Below are 18,965 nucleotides of genomic sequence, written 5' to 3'. Positions count from 1 at the left end.
ATTACCTATCTCAATGAGGCTGACCCCCACTTGGGCCAGCAAGGTTGCTCCGATTGTGATTGGATGAGCGCCGTCAGCTGTATTCAGATCGCGTAGCGCTTCCTTTTAATCATTCTTGGAAGGCAGGTGAGCGTCACCCAGGCGCAGCCCGTAGGCGATATGAAGCGGTGTCATCATCTGACGTGCTGTGTCCTTGTCGCAATATTTCAATAGCAGGCGCTCTAGGAGCTTCAGGCCTCCCAGTTTTTCCTTAGGGTCAACATCCACAGTCTGCTTCAAAAGCCCGATGTCGATAGAGTCCACAGTTAATCTGGAAATGTCTTTGGCCAACGCCAACACCCCATTTTTGTCTAGCGCGCGGAAGCGGTGACAGTTACGCTGGATATCAGCCGAATGGTCATGGGGTTTAAACAGCGGAGCCTCGAAGCGTTCGGAGAAGAGTGAGTTGAGTTTGGCAATCACCATCTTGAACATCGCTTCCGGCGCGATGGTATCTGCGGGATCGCTTTGGAATTGGGACGCAACCAGTTCGCGTGAGGGGCGGCCGTCTGGCGAGATGTTGAACCCATGCCATATCTTTTGTTGCCAAAGCGGTAACTTGACGATGTCGTAGGCGTGAGCATTGATGTGGCTCTGCTCATTTATCCCAAAATGAATATCGTAGTCAGGGGAGCATTTGATCGAACCGGTGTCTGATGTGTACCACTCCAACGCCGCCCCCTTAAACGCCAACAGGGCTGGAATTACCTCTGCCTTGAACCATAGGTACAGCCCGATGTCCTCATCGTTGAGCTCGCTGGCCGGCAGCTTTTCGCCAGCGGCTCCTGTCGTGTAATACAGCTCTTCCTCAGGCCGGTCTCCCCTGACTCGTTCGCTTTTCGATGCGGGCTCTACCCACTCTTCACGCCAGAGCCGACCGTCTACTTGCTCATAGGTGAGCCCGGAGTGTTCAACTTCGTAGTGCTCATAGTCCGTGTTGCTGTTGTCTTCTGCCGAAAATGTCGGGACGTCTTCTTCAGGGTCAACATCTGTGCGCCAGACCCTCATGATCGACATTCGGCCCAGCAAGCCTCCATCGGCCCTGATGCTAAAGGTATGCAACTTGAAGAGCTCGTTGGCCTTCTTTTCTTCGACAGGTGCACCATGCCATGGGATGTGAGAAGCATCTGCGAGGTATTGCTTACGCTCTCGGTATTGCGCCAACCTGAGGGCGAGACCGCGTGCACACAAATAATCTCGCAAATGTTCAGCACGAATTTCGATGGCAATCACTCGACCATCTTCATTCCTGCGCTGCCGGATAACCTCCATGTAACCTTCGTTGGGGCTTATCCATGAATCACCTTCCTGCATCAATCGCAGTGCAAGGATCAGATCCTGATTTATCAGCCACTCCGTATCGTGATCAATGTTGAAATGGTTTAGGAGAACCAGTTCCACTCCCACCGGCGGCTCTTCATCCTCATGGAGATACTGATCTGCTGGCTTGTAGCGGCCGTCGTCAAAGGCGTAAGGCCCTGGGGTATGCATCAACCCAATGGAGCTCCAACCTAGTGTTTCGCCTATCTCACGCTGATCTGCGTATACCGCTAGTGAGCCGACGCAAAGCAATTCTTCGAATGCGCCGAGCTCCCTGTCTGCACCGCCTTTGTGAATCACTTCGGATTGACGCAGGGGAATCCAGATAGCTGCCGATAATCGACGCCGCCGGACGTCCGCCATTTGGAACCACTCTGGTGGGTAACTGGCCGGCATGGCGCACTCCTTGGCGTTGATTGGCTTTGTGCTGAGGCGAAGCACGGTTGGCATTTTGACTTGTTTGAGGGTCAAGCATATCTTGCAGGAGGGCTTCAAGGCAGTATTTTACTTGTAGCCACGGTAGGAAAAGCCAGCATCGGATCGCGGATTTTCCGTAACCATGGAGCCCCTGTTGTGCAAGGGTTTCAGCCCGATACAGACTCTAAATATGCGGATATATCTGCGGATCTGGTACGCCCTCGGAGGGTCGGATATCTTTCCGTCCGCTTGCCAGGCCAACCTTGTCTGAGTATCAAGCTGAACAATCCAAGCGCTATTCAACTGCCCGGTCGCCGCGCTTCCCTTGGCGGAGCAGAGTTGAGCGGGATGCCCTGCAAACCGAGTCTATATCACTTCCAGTTGTTGGGAAGTCGCCAATGGGTGAGCTCATCTGCCAGGCGACGCATCTCCCGAGCGGCATGGGAGCGCGGCGCGAAATCTACGAATGCGCTGAAATACCCGTATTCCTGTCCCGGGGGAGGGGCGTCCTCCAGCATCTCGATGGCGATCCGGTAAACGCCGGTCAGCTCAGTATGCATAGGAGGAAACTTCAGTGAACTCTCCGATGGATTCCATACCTTCAAGGTTTACGTAATAGAGGTAGCGGTATGGCGCGAGGAGGTTATGGATTGCTTGGAGGTGAAGGAACTTTGCTTCGATGCTCATGGCATGGGAGACCTTACTTGGAGCTTGTTGAGATTAACCGCGCCATCTATGTCGATTGAATTGCTCACTGTCCACAACGAATCGACTAGAGCACGGGTCACGGTATACCCACAACCATTACGTACATGATTATCGATCTCGTACCTGCGCCACTCGATCATCGCTTGGTCATCAACCTGGAGTGGCTTGCGCTCAATGAGCCAAGCTACCGCATTGAGAAATTGCCCGTGTGAAAAGACTAGGATGTCTTGCGCCGGGAGCGTTGTGAGGCGATCTAGGAACGATCGTGCGCGGCCAACAAACTCTAGAAACGACTCAGCACCTTCTCCATCAATGTAGGACGGATCCGCGTTCGCCCAATACTGTTCCACCCATGCCTTCCGTTGCCCTACGGTGGTATTCACACACCTAGCCGGATCAAGATAGGTGAACTCCTCGATGGGCCATTTTTCGATTGGTACATCAGGGAATACGGAGATGGTCGCATCCGCAGTCGCTCGAGCCCGAGATAAAGGGGAGACAACGATTAACTCAGGTGCACGGCCGACGGATTGCGCCACTCGTTTAGCTTGTTCGATGCCCTTTTCGGTGAGCGGGATACTTGCGCGATCAAGGGTTGCAGCACCGGCATTGGCCGCACTTTCTCCATGACGCACTAGCCTGACATTCTTCATTGACTTACCTGTCGTTTCGCCGACGCATGACACCAGCAGCTTTGCTAGGGGCATGGCTGGATGAGGGTAGGGCTGATGGGGTGACCCAGTGAACTCCATTATCGCTCGCATCAAAAGCGAACTGGTAATAAAGCAAGGAGGGGAACTGGTCGGCGTACGACATCGTGGCGCTCACTTTAATAGAAAGACGCGTCGCAATCGCTGGGCCGTACGTGAAGGCGTCGCCCCTTCGGGCCTTGTGCCCGCCTATGACTGGTGACCCAAATGGCCTGCTAGGTTCCGACTGTGATACATGCAAAATTATTCAGAATTATGGCAGGGCGATAATTATCGCTAGCCAATAATTTAAATAATTCACAGTCGTTTGCTAAGCGTGCCTAACCTCGCGTCGCTATCCGAGGGGCTGCATGCGTACCAAGGCGCTCACCTTTTCCCGCTTGTTCAGAATGGCTAGCATCGGCATCCCAACATTGAGGAGAGTGAGCAGTCGTTGTCTATCCGCCACATCAGGAAACCATTCGGCGATCTCGACGTTACAGTGGCTGGACTTACCCGAGACTTACATTACAACCCTTTCCGCGGCGGCCCTGTAGTGATCGGTCATGAACAGACAATGGCCCTCCGCAGACCAGCCACGGCGAGCTAACTGTTCAGTCACGTCAGTGATGCCATGTGGTGTCAGGATAATGGATGCCTTCCAATGACACCTTAGCCACCCCGGATTCGCGATCAAAATAGGAAAGGGAATGTCACCCGCCAGAAGTGCTACCCGGATCGGGAAAGTTGATCGCTGCTTTCCCGGTGATGTAGTGCTCACGCGATACTCGCTTGAGATTAAAATCAAAGAGCGGGTGAGTCATGGAAGTTTTTTAAGCCGCGCTAAACCCTGTTTGATGTGCCCGGCGTTCTCACCGATGGTGTAATGCGCACCACGAACGTTATCTCCTACTTCTGCCAATCCTTGGGCCTTTACATGGAGGGTAAGCTCCATAAGTGCTGCTTCGAGGGCAAGTTGGTTTTGGCACGTTCTTTCCAGTACATCGACTTAAACGCCGTAGCGTTTATTTCCGCCGGAAGTGATGCAGTACCTGCCTCCTCTTGGCCCTATGCAAACATTCCCAGAAGAGCATGGGCATGAAGAGCCGTATTCCGTACTAGGGGTACGAATGGGTTGCGGCGTGACCCGCACCGGTTTCGGGGAAGAGACAACGTAGCAATTCGATCCGCTGCACAGGCTTTTAGATGACAGCCATTTCCCAGGTTGGCCATCAACGCTTATGCGCACCCAATCGTTTCGCTTTTCGAACACCTGAACCTTGTCCCCACGCTTTAGCTTAGAGATGACTTTTCCGTCTGGTTGATCCCGGACATTGAGTTTGTCAGCGCTCACGAACTGATCAATTGCGAGGGACGGTGCTGAATAAGCCGGCGTAGTTGAAACCAGCGTATTTGGCGCGCTCAGTATGTTCGGTTGAACCTGAGGGGCAGGGGGGGCTTTTTTACCCATAGCCCATAGGACAGCAAAGAGAATTAGGAGCGGAACAAACCATGACTGGGATTTCTTGCGCATATCCATTGCTCTCTTTCAGTAAGTCAGGCGAGCTGATAGCTATTCATCATCGATGCCTGAGTGTTCTTATCGCACATTCGGGCAGGGCTCGGCTCGCGTAATGCTTTCAGAAGGTCACAGCAAATCTAGTGTGTGTCGGGTAGGTAGCTACTTATAACTCCAATGAGTTACTGGGTTGGAACATGTCACCGACCGCCCAGCTATCAGCAAGACGGTCGGGGTAACGTGCAGTGACCTAACTAGAACGGTGCGGCCTCGTCCCCCAGCAGAAGTCCGATGTCGTCTACCTTATTTTGAAGGGCTAGCTTGATGCTCGCTCGAAGCTTTTCGTCCACCTCTTTGTGCAAACGGATTTTCCCAATCGACAGCGCAATGATGAATTCCATAGCAGCATCACCGCGCTCGAACCCGTAGCCCTGGACAACACGCAAGATGATGTCGGCCATTGATGCACTGTAGGTTTCGTGAGCGCTGTAATCGAGCTCTGTAGGCAGAGCTGCTCGGAGGAATGCGCCTTGGATGATTCCGTCGTCATATCGAGAGAAAACTTCAGGCGTGAGTAGCACCTGATGGAGCTCGCCGGATTCAAGGCGTTTGGCGTCCTTGATTTTGGCATTTTCTCGGGCGTTTTGAAGGATCCACAAGATAGTCAGGAAGATGTCTACGCAGGCAGCCACCGTGACGTCTTGGGTGCCGCTTACAAAGGCGAAGCCTTTAGTCAAACTCATCTGTCCTTTGTGATAACTGCTCTGCCAGAAAACGTGTTCTGACAGGCCTTCGGCGCGTGCTGTGTCGAAGGCCTCAACGCGAGATTTCACCAAGGGCGATACGTCGCTCCCGTCAACTGCAATCAGGCCGCTTAGCAGCTTGTGTTCCAAATGCCAGTGACTATTGCACGCCAAGCTGGATGCCGGGATTTCAAGGTATGGTTTAAATACATACCTCCTGCTGCCTTTTGGAGGCTGCGTAAGGTTGGCTGTCAGTTCTTTCATCAGTTCATATGAACGGCCAAGCAATGCACCTACTAGATACACTCTTGTGCCAGCGTTCTGAGCGGATCGGAGCCTACGACTGATGCTCAGTAGTAGAGTACCTCGCTCGGCAGCGGCAGCAACGATGATCACTGACCCATCAAATTTCTTTTGTGGGGCGAAGTTGGAGGCACTGACTACACCGCAATTCAACCCCCTGTCCTTGAGGAAATCTAAGGCATCGTTTGCCATCTTTTCGCTTGCTGCATCATCGTCGTGGATGATGAGTGACGTCGATGCAGGCGACTCTTCAATCAGGGCTTTGGTGAACCAATCCTTGAACTCCTTGGTGGCGACAAGCTTTTCCTTGTCAACGTGGATAGTTCGCTGCCTTTCCCGCTGAGGAACCTGGCTGAAGCACTTAAACAGACCTTTGCCCATGTATGAGAAGAATTTGGTCTGCAAGCCATCTGGAAGGTGATCCATGCTGATGTTTAGCAGACGCGTCTCGGTGTGTTGCGCGACGAATCGCTCACCATGAATTCGAATCATCTGCTTGGCCTCGTTGGAGTCGGTCTCGGCGGGCGATTCGAAGTCATCTGGTTTATCGAGGGTGTGGAGAACTGTGCACCATTCGGATTCGGACAGAAACGAGAGGAAGGTGGCCACGCGGCTTGCCGGCGATCCATTGACCTTCATCCACTCCTTGGCGAGTCCGCAGTTAGTCGAAGCGGAGATCAAGCAGAGCGAGGAAGCTGCATCTGGTAACGGCCCGTCCTTCAAGCCGTCATGGGAATGGAATGACTTGATGCTGAGGATTGTTTGATCATCGAACTTCGTTTGGAAAAGCTGAATCGAAAGTGCGATTGGCAGGAACGCCATCGTGTCGAGGTAGATGGTGTCAAGGGCACGTAAACCATCGTTGGAGGCCTCCTTAAGTACCCTCAGGCAGGAGAATGCCAGAAAGTGGGAGTGGAGGGTTTCAGTCAGCAGGTTTTCAGCACGGATGAAATAATTGGATGACCTCGACGATGGCTTCGAAAAGAGGAAGCCTGCAGGAGCCTTGGTGAGTACCTGCGTGCATTTCACCAGCTTCTTCATCCCAGCTTGAATGATTTTTTCAGCCCCACAGGTGATTAGGTGACCAATCGTTTTGGAGACGCCTGCGACGATTACGTGTTTGTTGATGTCTCCATGTTTATTGAAAAAGGAGAAACCGTAAGTCGGAGCGGAGCCAGGCCCTCGTCGCTGGAGAGCTATAGCGATAGGCGTAGTTTTGTCAGCGCACTGTTCTTTGACCCATTCTTGGTAGCACTCAGGTACCAAGAAGGTTACATGGTCAGGAAGAATGTATTGGCCTAGCCGCTTTTGTAGCGCTTCGGTGATCTGAGCGTCCCCGATCCTTTCCGGGCCGGAGAAGAAAACAACAACCTGGGCTGGTTCTGCAGTGGAAGAGGGAGTGAGGGAAACTTCGAAATCGAACAAGTCAGCCATGTCATTTCACCGGGATGCAGATGGTGAATACAGTGCCTTCGGCCGCAGCCAGCTCTCGGTCACCGCTCCAATTCTTGGGGTTGAATTCAACAACGTGATCTTGACCTTGGAAGGTTTGATAAAGACAGAGTCTTCCTGTGCGCAGGCGCACATAAGCTTTGAGTTTGTTGAGCGCTTGAACGGCGTTATGCAATCCCATGCCTGATGTCACAGAATCTTTGGTCGTGACATGTTTTTTGAAGCAGTCGAGGGTGGCCTTGAGCTCCTCTGCCAATGGGAGTTCTCCCAAGTCTTCAATTGGCGCACCCTCCCTTGCAGAAAGCCACCGTCGTGCAAGTCCAGGGCCGCTGTCGATAACTGAGATTTCGAGGAAGTCGAGATAGTCATCGCCCTTGAGCATGTTCCTGATCACAAATAGAGCGAATTGAGGTTCCTTGTCCGATTGGAGGTGGACATCATGTCGCTTGATTCGGCTGGCCTTTACTGAGCAACCGCGAAGGCCCTTCTTGTATTTGACGCCGTGCACATCAGTAACGGAGTGCTGATCAGCGTTGGCAATGAGCTCGGCCAACACGCTTCCCAAAGCAGGCAGCCCACCTCGGTGCAGTGTGTTTTTGTCATGCTTTGGATACATCAATGCAGATGACATCTCGAGCAGGCTCGAGAATGACGCATGAGATTGAATCTGAGGATCACGTTCGCCGAAGTAGAATGGCTTGATGAACTCCATTTTGGCGAAGTTAATGCTGTATAGGTTAATCGTCTTAGGGCGTGCGCCTCGCTCACTGGAGGTGTTGCGAAGATCCCCGTCGTACATTGCCTCGATGAGAGGCCTGATTAGGGTGAGAGCCGCTCGTTTTTCGATGGACTCATGAGTTTCTGTCTCAATGCGGGAGCACATAATGAGTGCGGCCAGTCCAGCAGCAGTTCTACCCAATTGAGCGATCTGTTCTGGCGCGCTCTCAGCATTCGCAAACAAACGCAGTACGCTCTGTTCCTGAGCTCGGGCCCAGCTGATTACCAGTTGAGCAAGGGCCGCATCTACCCCTAAAAGACCACCGTGGCTCATGCTGATGGGCAGGCGGATGGAAGCATCCGTTTGACAAGAGGGGTACAGGTCTTCGATTTCGTAGGTGTTCAGGTTCTTTGTGATCTTCATCAGCACCTCTAACAGTCCATCGTTTCGAGTGCTGAACCAGACTGGAGGCCTGGATACACCCACCAGCCATCATATCGTTCGGTGTGATCTGGGGGATAGGCTCCTAGAGTGAAGATGCTACTGCGTGCAATGAATAGTGCGTGTGACGCAATTGACCGTTGCCTTGAGGGATCAGCATCCTAAAAAATCCAGTCTGCTAGGCATCCTACCAGCCTATTGCAGAGGTATTTCCCGGCCATTCGGTACAGGGTGTAGAGGATGAACTACAAAGATCATTGGATCTTAAGTTTGAAAGCCCGAATGGTGAGGTCGTGAACGTCGACGGTCATGTCATATTTTGTATTGAGCCATATTATATTCTGTTAACAGATGGACACTAGATTAACTCTCAATCCTTTGAATGTTAACGGGGCTTACACTGTTCCATTTATTTAGTGACTGCTCCTCTTTTGGCTTGTTTTGTGCATCCCAGCGCCGCGCTCAACCTAAAGCGCAGCAAATGTGCTCCGGGAAAGTAAGCTCTAACTCTCTAAATATATGAAATATATTGACAGGCATTTTATGGCTAATGTTAGTTGAGTTGACTCTGAAAGCCGCAGAGGGGCAGCGTTACGCGGTTTTCAGTTTGAAAAAATCTAGACTGACGACTAACGCAAATTTGTACGATTATATGGCTTGTATTGACAAAGTGCTGGGGCGTTTCATTGGTATAGGTCATGAATTGACAAGCCGATATTTAATTCCAATAAATTGACATGGAAGAATTTTTAGTGAGGTCGTTGTATGTGTTGAAGATTTTGTAGTAGCTTCAAAAAAGTAATTTTCTGTAAAGACGGCATCATGCTTACGTTCTCGCCGAGTGCGTAATTTTTCCGACCTATTGCTAGCTTGGAATGCCGGTTCAAAAAGTGCGGCTGTGCTAATGAGAAAGTTAGCAAATTAGTAAATTTTGAATTTCAACGCCCTTTTGCAGTATGAACTAGGTCGGATAATTATTTTTTGGACTTTTCCACAGATGAAAAATTTTAGATATAAAAAAACCGTGATAGCAGGTCAGCCTATAGATGTTCTGGAATCGCTGGCTGGTGAAGTGATTGAATGTGTAGAGGAGTATGTGAGGCGACTATTTTCTAGTAATGCTCCTGTTGGTACGGTAAAAACTTATACCCCGTGCGTATGTAAGTATTTAGATTTTACCGTCGAATACATGGCTGTTTTGGCTGCATCAGATTGGGTTGATCTAAGTAAATACTCCACTGTGGAGCTTTATTTTCAAGCGTTGAGTTTTGGTTGTGAGTCTGAATTGGAGATCGTGCAGGTTTTGGTTAAGCGTTTAGGGTGGGGAGTTTCGTCATCCGCAACTATGAAAATCAATCGAAGTGCTTTGACGCTTTTTTTTCAGCTGTCCGAAAAATATGTGGGCTCAAGTGAAGCCGATGTAAACTTTGATCATTTGAGTTCAGCATCCAATAGGACATTAATTTCGCATCTTCCAGAGATATCTGATTTTGATTACAAAAGAAAAGGGTGGGGAAGTAGAAGGGTTAACTCATATCTTGCGGAGTGCATAGCTGGTGGGGTGGGGATAAAGGCCCTGAACTTCATACCCCAGTATTTCGTTGGTGGATCTTCACGAAATGTCGGAGAGCTCAAGCTTAATGTAGATGATGTTGTGCGGATGATAGAGCAAACGCGCAATATCAGGGATCGGGTTTATTATTCGCTGTTAGCCGCGGGAGGTGCACGCATATCTGAAACTTTGCAAGTGCTTATTTCTGATATCGATGTGAAGAATAAGATTGTCTATATTCATGATCCTCGGGATAGGAAGAAAGTTTACCTAAATATGGGCTTGTCAATGTCTCAAGTGAATTCCCTTAGATTCAAGGGGAGAGCCAATCAACGGCTTACTCTGATCGAGCCTTTCGCTACGATGTTTTGGGATAGCCTTCCGACGTTATTGTCGTCGCCTCAATTACCCTGTGTAGACAGTCATGGATTTTATATTTCTCATAACTTTCTTTTTTGCGTAAGTAGAGGGCCAACAAAAGGAATGCCCCTCTGTTTGGTCGATCAGTCTCCAATTCTTCGGACATTCAAGGCGAATCTTAAAAAAATAGGCGTTTGTATTGGGGCGCAACATGATATTCGGCATATGCATATTTCTTATCTGTGCAATGATATCCCCACTGACAATGGTAAAGGGTTAGGGGTGGAGAAGACGAGCAGCTACGTAGGGCATATAAATATTGAAAGTACGGAGATTTATAATCACGTTGATTCATCCAGTGCTTTGGAGGCCGCAGAAGATTTTTACATTGTCAATGGTTACTACGAGCATATTCTCATGGGCTCTGTCCAATGAATGTTAACTTTACAGATAAGCCTGTATTTCTAGTTGATGACGCAGCTTTGAATGACGCAGTTCGAAAAAATATCCGAACTGTTAGCGGTTTTTTGGATGCATCTTATGGTTCAATCACTGCGAGCTATGAGTCTGTAAACTCCAGCCCTGCCATGAAACCCTACACCTTCAAAAAGTTTTTTGTTTTCTCTAAAGGGGCTGGAAAGAGATTTTATGACTCTTCATGGGTGATGTCGGCTTATGACTACGTATTGCTAGGGGATTTGAAGGCATCAAAGTGTTTGGTGAAGAAACTTTTGGCTGAAGACGCAGCTGATTATATTTCTGCGACTAAGGTCTGCTTGAGAAGAGCGCTTTGGCTTTTGTTGATTTTATTGTTTAAGAACAAGTGTTTGCTATTGACTCCATTGCTCAAAGCAAACCAATTTAAGCATGCCTCACCCGTGCTTCTTGAGTTTGGTTTAGTTCATTATCCCGAGCTAATGGCTTTCACAATCTCTGCTAGAGATAAAATTAATCTTTCCGCTTTCTGGCAGGGAGTTGATCAGCGAGTAAGAGAGAGAGTAGCACAATACGGTGCGCGGCTGTTCTGGATTATTGGAGCGGTTAAGCCAGAAGACTTGACTGTCGAAAGTTTAGTCGCGGTTCATCAAAAATATTATTATGATAAAGAGCGACTTACTGCGGAGATGCCTGTTCATACTATTGCTTACTACGTATGCAATTTTTTTGGAGGGCGGGTCGGATTTAGCTATGATGAGCTATATCATGCTCTTAATGCGCTGCGGCCATCAAAATATAAGTCAGGAAGCCGCGGGGAGCTAACGGCTATAGATTTCGCACCGATCATTGATCGATCAGAGTCAGATAACCAACTTGTAGATTATTGTCGTCTTCTGGTGAGGAGGCAATTCATGCCTGCCAGGATTATGCAAAATCCAATCTTGATTAACGCGAATTTCCATAGGACTGAGACGCTTGTGCGGTGGGTTGCGGTGCAAACATCGTATTTGGAACTTAAGGCATATGAAAGCGAAAATCATAGCGCTTCTGGCTTGATGCTTTTAAATATATATTTGTTTGTTTATTTGGAGAAATGGTTTGCCTTTTTGGGGGGGCGAAAGGATTTGTCGTATCCGGATTATATCTCTCAATTGGACTTAAAGTTTGTCGCACCGCTTAGCAAGGGTTATGACATGCCGCTGTCTCTCAAAGAATTTGTCAAAAGTATGACGAATGATTCTCCTAGTGTTAAATCCGCATCTTTGCAGCAGCTTCGAGCAATGTTTGAGTGGATGGAGACGAAACAACTTAAAGATGCAGAGGGGCAGTTCAAAAATTACCTTTTGAAAATTGACATGCCAGAAGGTTCGGGCTTGCCAAATTCGAATAAGCGTCCATTCAAACGGGCGGAGTACAGCCTTGCTATAAACTATCTATATTGTATATTTTTAGCTTTAGAAATTCTTAATGATGATGTATTAGAGCAAAACTACACTGATATAATGCATGGTAGCTTGGAGCAGCGTGCGCAATCGCTTGGATGGAATAACGAATTTTACTATTCAGGTCGTAAATATGTAGTGAAAGTGCTGCCGCGCTGTTTTTTCAAACGTTGGTGCATTCCACTGGCGGATGGAGAAAATAAAGCTATTTTCAGTCCTCATCTCGTTGTGCATACTATTTCAGCCGTTGAAAGTGGTCTTAGGCATCAGTCAGTTCAATGGCTGTCCACTGATTTCGATAAGTATGTGCTTGGAGAGGTCGAATTAAATAAAGCATATTGGTTGCATGTGGTGGTGGACAAAGTAAAAAAGAGACCGATTAAAACAATCGTCAGTGGTCAAACAATTGTTGTGTTGCGTTATCAGAGAAAGATCCGAGGGTTAGTTTCGAGCCAATCTTTTAAAAGGCTGAAGAGCTACGAGAATAGACATGATAATGTCCGTGAGGATTACTTTCCTCTTTTTTCGAAGTCAATTCCAAATGGAGACCCATATACAGATAACGTATATTCTGAGGCGTATTTGTTTTTTTTAGTGGGGTTTCAGTTTTTTCTTAAGGAGCACGGTATTGTATCAAAATTCTATGAATTTAAGCCTAAGGGGTTTGGTCACGGGGAAACTGTAATTCCAAATCATGTGGTGGTTTTGAACGTGCATTTTCCGTACTGTCCTGTGCGCCTCGTTACAGATATGACGCCTCACCACACGCGAAACAGCACCGTTAAAGTCTGGCAGCGAGTTATGAAAGACAGTGAGGTTGGAAAGTTTAAAACCGGTCAAGGCATACGCACCGTTCGTTATTACGGAACTCTCATAGACGAAGACTATAATGAGGTGGCTGAAAAGATCAGCAGTGATATAGCAAAAATATGGAAGGGAGAGCGTCTTGATGCATCTCATCCAACTTCTAATTTTCGGAAGGCACTGAATGTCAATGTACCTCAGGCGTTGCGGGATTTTAAATGTATTACTATGTCACATACTTCTGTGCTTCAAAACGACTCAGTGTTGAAAGATTTGGCGTACAAGTATGATAATAAGGTAAGTTATCACTCGACACATATATGCACCAAAGGGGATAGGTGTACACAAGAAATAATTGATGAGGGTCTCGAAAAGCGATGTGGGTTGTGCATTTTTTCTGTAAAAGGGATTGATAATATCCCTGCCATGGATGTCAAGATCTATAATCTTTCTATGGAGGTAGAAGAGCTACATTCCTACGCTGATTCTATTTCGGATGAAAATATCTTTGAGTTAGAGCAGATTGACGAGAAGCTTGAAAAAACTGTGTCTGATCTTCTAGGCTGGACTTGGAGTCGCGACTACTTGGTGGAGTGCTATCGGCGAGATGTTGCTTCGAGCGATAAACTTGTTTCTATTCAGCCCCAGCTTATGAGAAAAAGCATGCGCGAAATAGAGATGAATGACTCATCGATTCAGTATATTTTCTCAAGGCTATATGAAAATAGTCTATATCCCGAGTTGCAAACTGAAGTAGTAAGAGCTAAGTATAACTTTTTGAAGATGCGCTTACGAGGCGGTAGTGTGGATGTTGCTGAGATCTTTAGGCCGGCAACTTCTGATCCTGCTGCTTTAGTGGTGACTCAGGTTAAGTCAATGCTCCAGATCAACAATATAACTATTGATGAATTTACCAAGAGATTAGAAGTGGCTCAGATTGTCGCATTGGAAAATTATTCTCCTATAATATTGACTGCAATTGGAGAAGAGTGATGTCGAGTAACTGTGCTGCCTGGCAAGACAACAAGGTAAGGTCTAGGATGGATATTACCATAGATATATTGAATTCAATGCGGGCAAGGAAATCACCAGCGTCCAAAATTACTGAGTTGGCTGAGGTTGTTTGTCAAACTATTAGAGCGGTAGAGCAGCGGCAGGCTCTCGCGGAGGGGAAAAAGTACCGGCCGATTAATAGTAGTACGCTCCTAAGACCCGATGGTAATTATCGGTCACTGCTTGACGCTTATTTTATTGAGGTAAAAATGCATGCCGGCGACCTCGAAAGTTGGGTGGTTGATCCTATTGCTAGGAGAATGATCACATCAAAAAATGTTGAAATTGAAAATCTCACCAGTAAACTTGGTCGTGCTCATAAAAAAATCGAACATCAAAATAAGCGCTTTAAAAATAATTCATGGCCAGTTTCAGCAGATAGTTTTGACACGGATGAAATGGGTAGGGCAGCAAACGCTCTATTCGATATGCTGATCGGTACGGAGCTTTTTAAGTTTGATGAGCAGACAGGTGATGTTTTATTTGTTACGAGGGCTCGCAGAATCGCTATTTCTCGACCAGATATCGCTGCTTTCTTGAACTGGCGCAAGGCTAGGCTAGCCAATGTGTTGAGTGTCGACTTGGTATCCTAGAGTTAGAGTTACATTTCGTCAGTGAAATAGTGTGGGAGCTTGTACGACTGGTAGTGCTAATTTGGTATCTTCATTATGACTGGTCTGCAAATTTACCGAAAACGGCGCATGGCAATTTTCGCTATGTATGAGTAGAGGGCCGCCTGGAGGATTCAATAACATCATGCGCATCTCTGATCTGGATTGATCCGCAGTAAAATTCCATAGTGCTCTGACCATAGGGGGTAGCTTTACATCAATTGTTCTGTAATTGGTAGGACGAGAACGCGTTGATGGTGTAATTAAGTAGTTGAGTGTCCGGTAGTATCAGGAGGGTGTGGTCGATCTGGCGACATGGGAGATCAACTGTGATGTCCATTCCATTCATTTCCTACATTGAAGCCTATCGACGACATTGCACATGCTCAGTCGGCGGGTATCCTTGAAAAATCGGACGACCTCGAGGACGCTGTCTCCGGTTACTGGCTGATAAGGAATGTACGCTCTGACTGCTAGTGCGCGCACTAGGTGAGTCAGCGGCACCGCTCCGAGCGCATACGCAAGCCAAGCCTTCTTGATGTTTGCTTAACCGAGGAATGAAAAAGGAACATCTTCGTGTCAGATGATTCGATGGCTGATAGAGAATCGTGGTCGGCACATACTGCGAAAAGCTGGTTAGAGTGCGCTCCGAAGGCCACGCTGCGATGGCAACGGCATTAATTTTCGTACAGAACCTAGCTAAGGCTGAGCTTATTGATCGAAGCGTATTTCGGCGCAGAACCACTGTGGCCGGACTAGTAAGCGTTTATGGGGGCTCCTTCACCTCAGTGTGCAGTAGCTGCGTATTTGAACCTATTGATTTTACAGGGTTTTCTTTAGCTTGGTGCCAGGGAATGTCGGATAAGGGTTCGAACCTGCCCTGGGACACCATCTATGGAAAAAGCCCCGCGCAGAGTGATCTGGCGGGGCTTTTTTGTTGTCGCGAGTTTACAAGCGGAAGCGACTGACCAGGGTGTTGAACGATGCCGCCAGGTTGGACAGTTCCTGGGTCGAGGCGCTGGTCTGATGCGCGCCTGCCGCCGTCTGGGTGGAGAGATCCTGGATGTTGACCAGATTTCGGTCCACTTCGCGAGCTACGTGTGCCTGTTCTTCCGAGGCTGTGGCGATGACGAGGTTGCGATCATTGATCTGCGAGATGCCGTCGGCAATCAGCTCCAATGCCTGGCCGGTGGCTTGCGCCAGTGACTGGGTTTCGCTGACCAGCGCCTGGCTTTTCCCCATGGCGCCGACGGCTTCGTCTGCACTGTTGCGAACGTCGTTGATCATGCCTTCGATTTCCCCCGTCGAAGCTTGGGTTCTTGCCGCCAGGGCTCGTACCTCGTCGGCGACCACGGCAAAACCTCGACCTTGCTCACCCGCGCGCGCAGCCTCGATGGCAGCGTTAAGCGCCAGCAGATTGGTTTGCTCGGCAATCCCCCGGATCACATCCAGAACCTTGCCGATGTCTCGAACTTTCTCCGCCAGATCCTTGACCATGGTGGTGGAGGTGGCGATTTCCGTGGTTGCATGGTTGATCGCGGCAACGGCGTTTCGCGCTTGATCGCGTCCGTTGCTGGCTTCCCGGCTGGTGGTCTGGGAGGCCTCGGAGGTGGATACCGCATTGCGCGCAACTTCCTCCACGGCGGAGGTCATTTCCGTGACAGCCGTCGCTGCCTGCTGGATCTCGTCGTTCTGACGAATCAGTCCGCGGCTTCCATTGTCTGTGACGGCGGTGAGTTCTTCGGCAGCGGAAGCCAGTTGATCCGCCGCGCTGGCGATCTGCTGAATAGTGCTTTTCAGACTGCTCTGCATCTCGGCCAGGGCTGTGAGCAGCTGGCCGGCCTCGTCGCGGCCGGTGCTGACGATGTTTTGAGTCAAGTCGCCCCCAGCGATGCTTCGGGCGCTTTCAACGGCTTTGGAGATGGGGCGGCTGATTAGTCGGCTGATGAACAGGCCGAGCAAAATCGCCGCGACGAAGGCCAGCACGATGCCGATGTACAGCGAGGTCTTGGCGGAGGACTCCGTCAGAACCGATCGTTTTGCGGCTTCGCTGACCTGCATGTCGTTGGAGTTGGTCATGATGGTCAATTCGTCCATGACGACGCGATAGTTTTTCTGCAGGTCGCCGAGCAGCAGTTCGCGGCCATTTTCCAGGTCGCCGGCCTTCATCAGGCCCAGATACCTTTGCACGATCGCCTGGTAAACGGGCCAGGCCTTCTCCATCCGGTCACCGGCTGCACGTTCGTCGTCGGCAAGCTCGGTTTTCCGGTATTCGGCAAAGGCTTTTTCACTCGCCAACTGGTTGGCGCTCATCGAGGCGAGAAATTCGTCTTTGGTGCTCTGGGGCAGGTTGGCGGCAGTGGCGACGTAAAGCCGATACATGTCACGGGTCTGTCCGACAGCCTTGATTTTGGTCTGCGCGATGTTGGCGACGGCGACGAGGTTGTTGCCGAACACCGATCTGAGGCTTGTCGAGAGTTCGGTCACTCCCCGGCTTCCCAGCAGGCCCACCCCCAGGGTGATGAAGGCGCACGCCGCGAAGGCCGTGATCAATTTCGTGGAAAGTCTTGCGTCATTCAACCAACTCATAAGGGGCATCCTGCTGACATGTGGGGGCGGAGCAATATCGAGCGCAGCTCGTACGAAAATGGTTCGTCGTCGTACATCTTTCGGCTGCGGAGTCCACAACTGTAGGGTTACCAGTTGTTTCTTATCTAAATATATTCCGCATTAAACTCCCTTGTAACCAGCGTTTTAGAGCATTCAGCACATACATACAAAAGATGGCACTTGGCCTTTTCTATTTGTTGCCAAGTGTTACATTGTGTGGAATATTCCAATAAATACGTACGACATCGTACCTCATCGTCCTTGTCGCTCAAGATGACGAGGACGCTGTGTTCGTGATTTCCAGAACCGTGAAAAAAAAGAACGAAGCAGCCTAGGATAGGACTCATGTCGCGTCGCATTGATAAAGGGAAACGCAGGGGGTACGCCTCTGCCGGATTGGTTACGCTGCTGATCGCCATAGCTGGCACCGCGTACGGCGAGACGCTCGACAGCACGGCCTCGGCGGGCAAGCGTCTGGCGGTAGCGGCTGACTGTGTGGCTTGCCATACGGCGCCAGGCGGCAAGGCTTTTGCGGGCGGCTATCCGCTCGGCTCACCGATGGGCACGATCTACTCGACCAACATCACGCCTTCGAAAACGGCGGGTATCGGCAATTACACGTCTGAGCAATTCGCCCGTGCGGTGCGTGACGGGGTGGCGGCCGATGGCACTCGGCTTTACCCGGCGATGCCCTACACCTCTTATTCGAAGATGACCGATAGCGACATTGCTGCGCTCTACGACTACTTCATGCATGAAGTGGCGCCGGTCGATACGCCGAACCAGAAAACCGCTCTGGATTTCCCGTTCAATATCCGCGCATCGATGATTGGCTGGAACGCGCTGTTCCACAGCAAAACACGCTTCACGCCGGATCCGGCCAAGTCCGCCGAGGTCAATCGCGGCGACTATCTGGTCAACGGCCTGGCTCACTGCGATACCTGCCACACACCGCGCAATGTCCTGATGGCGGCCGACAGCGCAAAACCGTTGGCCGGCGGATCACTGGGCAGTTGGTACGCCCCCAATATCACTTCCGACAAAGTCAGCGGCATCGGTGCCTGGTCGAGCGACGAGATCGTGGCCTATCTGCGTACCGGTCACGTCGAGGGCAAGGCCCAGGCGGCAGGCCCAATGGCCGAGGCGGTGGAGAACAGTCTGCAGCATCTGAGCGATGTGGATCTCAAAGCCATCGCGGCCTATCTGTTGCAGACCACGCCGATCAAGACCGGGGAGAGCAAGGCCCGGCACGAGTACGGTCAGGCCTCGGTCGATGAGTTGACGCTGCGCGGAGGCAAACCGGGGGACAATCCGGGATGGCACATATTCAGTGGCACTTGCGCCAACTGCCATCAGCCGAACGGTCAAGGCACGCGGGAATACCCATCGCTGTTTCACAACACCGCCACCAGTCGCAGCGACAACCTGATCGCGGCCATCGTGTACGGCGTGCATCGTGAAGTCGACGGTGTGGCCATCGACATGCCGGGTTTCGGTCCGGACGCGTTGTTCACCGACCGCCTGAACGACCAGCAGATTGCCGACGTCAGCAACTACGTGCTGTCGCGCTACGGCAATGCCGACACGGTTGTCACCGCCGCCGATGTGGCACAGGTACGCAACGGTGGGCCCCAGGCGCCACTGGCAGTGATGGCGAAGTTTACGACCCCGGTCATCATTCTCGTGTGCGTGTTGATCGGCCTGGGCGGATGGGCCTTGATTGCACGTCGGCGCAAGGGGGCCTGA

The 18,965-nt window shown here is 50.1% G+C and carries 12 protein-coding genes and 1 pseudogene; 4 read left to right on the top strand and 9 right to left on the bottom strand.

The features are described 5' to 3' along the window. Nucleotides 1-105 precede the first annotated feature (105 nt). The 7 genes from PDR5_RS21505 to PDR5_RS21485 form a co-directional block, all read right to left on the bottom strand. The gene (locus PDR5_RS21505) at nucleotides 106-1,755 is read right to left on the bottom strand and encodes a hypothetical protein (RefSeq protein ID WP_064598713.1); all 1,650 of its coding nucleotides are present in this window, start codon (nucleotides 1,753-1,755) and stop codon (nucleotides 106-108) included. Between the two features lie 392 nt (nucleotides 1,756-2,147). Further along, nucleotides 2,148-2,336 (bottom strand): hypothetical protein, encoded by a 189-nt coding sequence (locus tag PDR5_RS21500; RefSeq protein WP_064598711.1) that lies wholly within the window; start codon nucleotides 2,334-2,336, stop codon nucleotides 2,148-2,150. 123 nt (nucleotides 2,337-2,459) lie between these two features. Further along, nucleotides 2,460-3,137 (bottom strand): histidine phosphatase family protein, encoded by a 678-nt coding sequence (locus PDR5_RS21495; protein WP_064598709.1) that lies wholly within the window; start codon nucleotides 3,135-3,137, stop codon nucleotides 2,460-2,462. Nucleotides 3,138-3,993: 856 nt separating this feature from the next. Then, complete coding sequence (locus tag PDR5_RS30235) at nucleotides 3,994-4,173, bottom strand: hypothetical protein (RefSeq protein ID WP_082934441.1); 180 nt, start codon at nucleotides 4,171-4,173, stop codon at nucleotides 3,994-3,996. A gap of 9 nt (nucleotides 4,174-4,182) precedes the next feature. Further along, nucleotides 4,183-4,644: an SH3 domain-containing protein gene (locus PDR5_RS29455; RefSeq protein ID WP_237233874.1), complete on the bottom strand. Its 462-nt coding sequence runs from the start codon at nucleotides 4,642-4,644 to the stop codon at nucleotides 4,183-4,185. A gap of 302 nt (nucleotides 4,645-4,946) precedes the next feature. Further along, on the bottom strand, nucleotides 4,947-7,172 hold the full coding sequence (locus tag PDR5_RS21490) for a hypothetical protein (protein WP_064598707.1): 2,226 nt from the start codon (nucleotides 7,170-7,172) through the stop codon (nucleotides 4,947-4,949). Between the two features lies 1 nt (nucleotide 7,173). Beyond that, complete coding sequence (locus PDR5_RS21485) at nucleotides 7,174-8,331, bottom strand: ATP-binding protein (RefSeq protein WP_064598705.1); 1,158 nt, start codon at nucleotides 8,329-8,331, stop codon at nucleotides 7,174-7,176. Nucleotides 8,332-9,346: 1,015 nt separating this feature from the next. Here PDR5_RS21485 and PDR5_RS29450 point away from each other — a divergent pair. Genes PDR5_RS29450 through PDR5_RS21470 form a run of 3 tightly spaced genes read left to right on the top strand, consistent with a single transcriptional unit; the run spans nucleotide 9,347 to nucleotide 14,591 of the window. After that, the gene (locus PDR5_RS29450) at nucleotides 9,347-10,696 is read left to right on the top strand and encodes a tyrosine-type recombinase/integrase (protein WP_156669354.1); all 1,350 of its coding nucleotides are present in this window, start codon (nucleotides 9,347-9,349) and stop codon (nucleotides 10,694-10,696) included. After that, on the top strand, nucleotides 10,693-13,938 hold the full coding sequence (locus PDR5_RS21475) for a hypothetical protein (RefSeq protein ID WP_156669353.1): 3,246 nt from the start codon (nucleotides 10,693-10,695) through the stop codon (nucleotides 13,936-13,938). The genes PDR5_RS29450 and PDR5_RS21475 overlap by 4 nt, the downstream gene beginning before the upstream one ends. A 47-nt stretch (nucleotides 13,939-13,985) precedes the next feature. Then, a complete protein-coding gene (locus PDR5_RS21470; RefSeq protein WP_156669352.1) occupies nucleotides 13,986-14,591 on the top strand; it encodes a hypothetical protein in 606 nt (201 codons plus the stop codon). Between the two features lie 966 nt (nucleotides 14,592-15,557). Here PDR5_RS21470 and PDR5_RS30540 read toward each other — a convergent pair. Both PDR5_RS30540 and PDR5_RS30535 read right to left on the bottom strand, forming a co-directional pair. Beyond that, a complete protein-coding gene (locus PDR5_RS30540; RefSeq protein ID WP_442963863.1) occupies nucleotides 15,558-16,421 on the bottom strand; it encodes a methyl-accepting chemotaxis protein in 864 nt (287 codons plus the stop codon). Continuing rightward, nucleotides 16,416-17,198 (bottom strand): annotated as a pseudogene (locus PDR5_RS30535) (MCP four helix bundle domain-containing protein); the annotation flags it as partial. The gene PDR5_RS30540 and the pseudogene PDR5_RS30535, both read right to left, overlap by 6 nt. 366 nt (nucleotides 17,199-17,564) lie before the next feature. Here PDR5_RS30535 and PDR5_RS21460 point away from each other — a divergent pair. After that, nucleotides 17,565-18,965 carry a c-type cytochrome gene (locus PDR5_RS21460; RefSeq protein WP_064598694.1) on the top strand — a complete coding sequence of 467 codons (1,401 nt, stop codon included), beginning with the start codon at nucleotides 17,565-17,567 and terminating at the stop codon, nucleotides 18,963-18,965.

It is taken from the genome of Pseudomonas sp. DR 5-09, from assembly GCF_001655595.1.
GTDB lineage: Bacteria > Pseudomonadota > Gammaproteobacteria > Pseudomonadales > Pseudomonadaceae > Aquipseudomonas > Aquipseudomonas pharyngis.
This window is presented reverse-complemented; position numbering and strand designations above follow the sequence as displayed.